Consider the following 5,285-nt stretch of genomic DNA (forward strand, 5'->3'; position numbering starts at 1 on the left):
ACCTTCTTGGCGTTGAGATAGCGCTGCACGGCGCTGTTGGTGGCGGTGCCGAGCGAGCCGAACATCATCAGCACCTCGTCCTGCTCGACCAGCTTGCGGGTCTGCTCGACCGTCTTTGGCGGCGAATAGGCGTCGTCNNGGCCGGGCCGCTATAGGGCAGGGTCTGCCCGATGCGGATCTCGGCGCTGCCTTCGGCGTGGGCGCTGCCGGCGCCGAGCGTCAGCAACGACATGCCGATCAATCCGGCTGCGAGCTTCATGGTGTCCTCCCGTTTTTTCTTGTAGTCCGAGACGTCAGGCGCTGGCGCGCAGCAGGAAATCCTGACGGGCCTGATCGAACTCCGCCTTCATCCGGTCGACCAGGTCGGCGACGGGAGGCGCGTCGGTGATCTGGCCGATGCCCTGGCCCGAACCCCAGATATCGCGCCACGCCTTTGATTTCGTGTTGCCGCCTGAGCCGAAATTCATCTTCGTCTTGTCGGCCACCGGCAGATTGTCCGGATCTAACCCCGCGGCGGCGATGGAGGGGCCGAGATAGTTGCCGTGCACGCCGGTGAACAGGTTGGTGTAGACGATGTCGTGCGCGGCATGCTGCGTCAGCGCGGACTTGTAGGCTTCGTCGGCGTTGGCTTCCCTGGTCGCGATGAAACGCGTGCCCATGTAAGCGAGGTCGGCGCCCAGCGTCAGCGCGGAGGCGATGCCGAAGCCGTCGCTGATCGCGCCCGACAGCAGGATCGTGCCCTTGAACCATTGCTTGACCTCGCGCACCAGCGCGAAGGGCGAGAGCGTTCCGGCATGCCCGCCGGCGCCCGCGCAGACCAGGATCAGGCCGTCGACGCCGTGCTCGGCTGCTTTCCGTGCATGCTTGACGTTGATGACGTCGTGGAACACCAGCCCGCCATACGAATGCGCGGCCTCGACGATCTCCGCCGGTGGCCGCAGCGAGGTGATGATGATGGGGACGCGATGTTTCACGCAGGTCTCCATGTCCTTCATCAGGCGGTCGTTGGAGGCGTGGCAGATCTGGTTGACCGCGTAGGGCGCGACCTTCCTGCCCGGATTGAGCGATTTGTATTGGCCGAGCTCGTCCTCGATGCGGCTCAGCCACTCGTCCAGCTTCTCGACCGGACGGGCGTTGAGCGCCGGAAACGAGCCGACGACGCCCGCCTTGCACTGGGCGATCACCAGCTCCGGTCCGGAGACGATGAAGAGCGGCGAGCCCACCACCGGCAGCGCGAGCGAATCCTTCAAGAGAGCGGGCAGCGCCATCATGTCCTCCCTGGAAAAGCAGTCCCGCCGGCGGGCGGATGACGAGGCGTTTCCGTGTTGATTGTCGCGCGGGCGATTGCCGCCCGTGTCGCGGATTTGACCCACTATAAGGTTGGACGAAGCCCTCCGGTCGTTCAATAATGAACGGATAGCCTTTCAGATATGAACGGGGGGAGCCGATTGGACTGGGATCTCTGCAAGACCTTCGTCGCGGTCGCCGATACCGGAAGCTTCACCGCGGCCGCCCGCCGGCTGCACACCAGCCATCCGACCGTAAGTCGCAAGATCGCGGCGCTGGAAGCTCAGCTCGGCACCAGGTTGCTGGCGCGCGCCGCCGACGGCCTGGCGCTGACGGCGGACGGACGGACATTGCGCGAGCACGCCGAGGCCATGGCGGCGGCGGCGCTGCGGGCCGAGACCGCGGTCGCGGCCGGAGGACATAAGGCGCGCGGCATCGTCAAGCTCTCGATCGGCGCGACGCTGGCCTCGCATTGGCTGATGCCGCGCCTGCCAGCCTTCCTGCGCGCGCATGATCATGTCCAGCTCGAGATCATCACCCACCCGTTTCCTGCGAGCGTGCGCCGGCGTGAGGCGGACGTGGTGCTGCGGCCTTTCGACAGCGGCGAGGAAAACCTGGTCGGTCGCAAGATCGGCCGCCTTGGTACCGGTTTCTACGCCTCGCGCGATTATGCCGCAGGGCGGTCCTTGCCTGAGCGCCGCGGCGAGTGGAAGGAGCATAGCGTCGTCGGCTTCGCCGACCAGGCGTCCAATGCGCAGCTTGCGCGCTGGAGCGACGTCGTCACGCGGCAGGCCAGGGTGGTGATGCGCTGCTCTTCCCAGGGGGATATGCTGGCGGCGGTCCGCGCCGGGATTGGCATCTCGGCGCTCTCGTGCTTCGTCGCGGAAAGCTATCCCGGCCTCGTGCGCGTCGCCCCGCAAAAGCTCGCCAGCGTGGCGGATCTGTGGCTGCTGGCCCATCCCGACCTCGTCGAGCTTCCGGCGGTGCGTGCCGTCGTGGATTTCGTTGCCGAATGCGCCCGGGCCGACCGCGCCAGGCTGCGGGGCTAGGCCGATCCGGCGATAACACCCTCGCGTTTCTTCACAGCGCGATAATAGCTCCACCACAGATGCGCCGCCGCGCCGCGCAGGGGACGCCAGGGCTCGGCGAGCGGCGCCATCTGCTTTTCCGTCGGCCGTGCCGGAAGGCCAAGGCCGATCTTGATGCCCTCCTGCACGGCGAGGTCGCCAGCGGGCCAGGCATCGCCATGGCCGAGGCAGAACAAGAGATAGACGTCCGCGGTCCAGGGGCCGATGCCCGGCAGTGCGATCAACGTGTGATGCGCGGCGTCGGCATCTTCCTCGGCGAGCACGTCGAGGTTCAGCCGCTGCGCGCCGATCTCGCGCGCGAGATGTTTCAGCGTCTTGATCTTGGCAGCCGAGAGTCCGAGCCGCCCGAGCCGGTCGGTGCGGGCCCGGCGCACCGCGTCGTGGTCGAACGGATCGAAGGCGGCCGACAACCGTCCCCAGATTGCCGCGGCGCTCGCGGTCGAGAGCTGCTGGCCGCAGACGATGTGGGCAAGGCCCGCAAAACCCGGCTCGCGCCGCCGCAACGCCGGCATGCCCGCGATCTCGAACACCGGCTTGAGGNNGTCAAGCCCGGCCATGACGAGTTCTTTCTCATGACACCACCCGTTTTCCGATTCGCTCCCAGCCCGAACGGCCACCTGCATCTTGGCCACGCTTTTTCGGCGCTGCTGAACTTCGACCGCGCGCGAGAGACAGGCGGCCGGTTGTTGCTGCGGATCGAGGACATCGACGCGACGCGCTGCCGGCCGGAATTCGAGGCGGCGATCTACGAGGATCTGGCCTGGCTCGGGCTCGACTGGGAGATTCCGGTGCGGCGGCAGTCCGAGCATCTCGCCGATTATCGCGCCGCGCTGGACAAGCTGTCGGCGCTTGGCCTTGTCTATCCCGCCTTCGAAAGCCGCGCCGAGATCGCAAAGCTCGTTTCCGCGCGTGAGGCGGACGGCCCATGGCCACGCGATCCCGACGGCGCGCCGCTCTATCCCGGCAACGCGAAATCGCGGCCTGCCGACGAGCGGGCGCAGCTGATCGCTTCAGGCGCGCCCTATGCGCTGCGGCTCGACATGGCGGCCGCCTGTCGGCGTGTCGCAGGCCTGGCGTGGAACGAACTCGGCGAGGAGGTGGGCGGCGAGCGCGGTATCGTCCCGGCACGACCAGAGGCCTGGGGCGATGTGATCCTGGCGCGCAAGGAGACGCCGACCAGCTACCATCTATCCGTCGTCGTCGACGATGCGCTCCAGGGCGTCAGCGAGATCGTGCGGGGCCAGGACTTGTTTCACGCCACCGCCGTCCACCGCCTGCTCCAGGTCCTGCTTGGCCTGCCCGAACCCGCCTACCGCCATCACCGGCTGATTTGCGACGGGGAGAGGCGGAAGCTGTCGAAATCGAGCCGCTCGACCGGACTGCGCGCCTTGCGCGCGGCCGGCATCACGCCTGCCGGCATCCGCCAGCTGGTGGGATTAGGTTAAGTTTCTCTGGGGGTTAGCAAAACGCCGCCGTGACTCCGGGGGTTCCGCCGTGCCATGCTTGACCGACAGTCCGGGGTTCGAAGGGGATACTTCGAAGGGGATTCATGGCGGCGAAAACGCGCCCAGCGCGCACCACGCGGACGTCCAGGCGACCGCCTCGGAAGCGGTCCGGGACGGCCGGCGGGTTGCGCAAGCGCAGCACCAAGGCGGTCGGGCCGGACGTGGTCCAGGCGGCGCTCGCCGCTTTTGCCCACGAGGTCCGTACCCCCCTGACCGGCATTCTGGCGATCAGCGACCTGCTCGCGACCTCTGATCTCGGCGAGCGGGAACGGCGCTGGGCCGACACCATCAAGGCCGGTGCCGAGCATCTGGCGAGCCTTGCCACGCTGTTCGTGGATGCCGCCAGAACCGGCAAAGGGGCCGGCAAGGCCGCAGGTACGCTGCGGCAGGACCTGTTCGACCTCAGGACGCTCGCCCGCAGCGCCGGCGATTCGCTCGCCGGCCGTGCCGCGGCCAAGGGTCTCCAGGCCCAGGTCGAGATCTCCGAAAAGCTCCCCGGCCTCGTGGTCGGCGATCCCGTCCGCCTGCGCGCCGCGCTCGAGAATCTGATCGACAATGCCGTGAAGTTCACCGACCAGGGCGGCGTGGCGCTCGAGGTCGCGCCCTGGCGTCCCGCCAAAGGCAAAGCGAAGGGCAAGTCAAAAGACAAGGGCAGGGTCGGCGTCGCCTTCGCGGTGTCCGACAGCGGCATCGGTCTGACCATGGCCGAGATCAAGCGGCTGTTCCGTCCGTTCACCCAGGCCAATGTCACCATCGCCTCACGCTTCGGCGGCGCCGGCCTGGGGCTGTCCTCGGTCAAGCAATTGGCGCGCGCGATGGGCGGCGACATCACCGTCGCACCGCGCCGCGGCGGCGGCGCCACCTTTACGCTGACGGTGTCGCTCGATGCGGCGGGCCCCGGCAAATCCCGCAAGGCGAAGGGCGAGACCGAGGCGGATGCGGTCGCGGCGCTGCGCGTCCTCAGCGTCGAGGACAATCCGTTCGGCCGCGTCGTGCTCAACACGATTCTGACCGAGCTTGGCCATCATGCCGAGTTCATCGGGCGCGGCGAGGATGCCGTCGGCCGGCTGGCGCAAGGCGCGTTCGATGCGGTGCTGATGGACATGGTGCTGCCGGGCATCGACGGCGTCGAGGCCATCAGGCGGATCCGCACCATGGAGGCGCCGCTGGCTCTGATCCCGATCATCGGGGTGTCCGGTCGCGGCGAGGACGAGGCGGCCTCGCGCGAGGCCGGCGCCGACGCCTTCCTGGTCAAGCCTGTGTCTCCGCGGGCTTTAGCGACTGCGCTGCTTGAAGCGACACGCCGTGAGGAAGCCGCGACTTGATGATCGCGGCATTGAGCTCGCCGCCGTAAACGAAGATCGCCGCGATGAAATACAGGAACACCAGCGCGATGATCACCGAG

4 protein-coding genes and 2 pseudogenes are annotated in these 5,285 nt (G+C 67.8%); 3 read left to right on the plus strand and 3 right to left on the minus strand.

Going from position 1 to position 5,285, the window contains the following annotated elements; genetic code table 11:
• Positions 1-259, minus strand: a pseudogene (locus AABA86_RS32510) (ABC transporter substrate-binding protein); the annotation flags it as partial.
• A 34-nt stretch (positions 260-293) separates the two neighbouring features.
• Complete coding sequence (locus tag AABA86_RS32515) at positions 294-1,268, minus strand: NAD(P)H-dependent flavin oxidoreductase (RefSeq protein WP_212247224.1); 975 nt, start codon at positions 1,266-1,268, stop codon at positions 294-296.
• 180 nt (positions 1,269-1,448) lie between these two features.
• Between AABA86_RS32515 and AABA86_RS32520 the strand changes: the two genes are divergently transcribed.
• A complete protein-coding gene (locus tag AABA86_RS32520; RefSeq protein WP_338309673.1) occupies positions 1,449-2,336 on the plus strand; it encodes a LysR family transcriptional regulator in 888 nt (295 codons plus the stop codon).
• Here the strand turns inward: AABA86_RS32520 and AABA86_RS32525 are convergent.
• A pseudogene (locus tag AABA86_RS32525) lies at positions 2,333-2,914 on the minus strand (DNA-3-methyladenine glycosylase family protein); the annotation flags it as partial. The gene AABA86_RS32520 and the pseudogene AABA86_RS32525 sit on opposite strands and share 4 nt — an antisense overlap.
• A 33-nt stretch (positions 2,915-2,947) precedes the next feature.
• On the opposite strand from AABA86_RS32525, the gene gluQRS reads away from it, so the two are divergent.
• Complete coding sequence (gene gluQRS, locus AABA86_RS32530) at positions 2,948-3,820, plus strand: tRNA glutamyl-Q(34) synthetase GluQRS (RefSeq protein ID WP_338309675.1); 873 nt, start codon at positions 2,948-2,950, stop codon at positions 3,818-3,820.
• Positions 3,821-3,924: 104 nt separating this feature from the next.
• Positions 3,925-5,205 (plus strand): ATP-binding protein, encoded by a 1,281-nt coding sequence (locus tag AABA86_RS32535; protein WP_338309676.1) that lies wholly within the window; start codon positions 3,925-3,927, stop codon positions 5,203-5,205.
• Positions 5,206-5,285: the final 80 nt, after the last annotated feature.

The organism is Bradyrhizobium sp. TM233, assembly GCF_036247965.1.
Lineage (GTDB): Bacteria > Pseudomonadota > Alphaproteobacteria > Rhizobiales > Xanthobacteraceae > Bradyrhizobium > Bradyrhizobium ottawaense.

What these genes read in the sequence shown, in the direction of transcription:
- AABA86_RS32515 (WP_212247224.1), bottom strand. Translation starts at nt 1,268, where the DNA reads ATGGCGCTGCCCGCTCTCTTGAAGGATTCGCTCGCGCTGCCGGTGGTG.
- gluQRS (WP_338309675.1), top strand. Translation starts at nt 2,948, where the DNA reads ATGACACCACCCGTTTTCCGATTCGCTCCCAGCCCGAACGGCCACCTG.
- AABA86_RS32535 (WP_338309676.1), top strand. Translation starts at nt 3,925, where the DNA reads ATGGCGGCGAAAACGCGCCCAGCGCGCACCACGCGGACGTCCAGGCGA.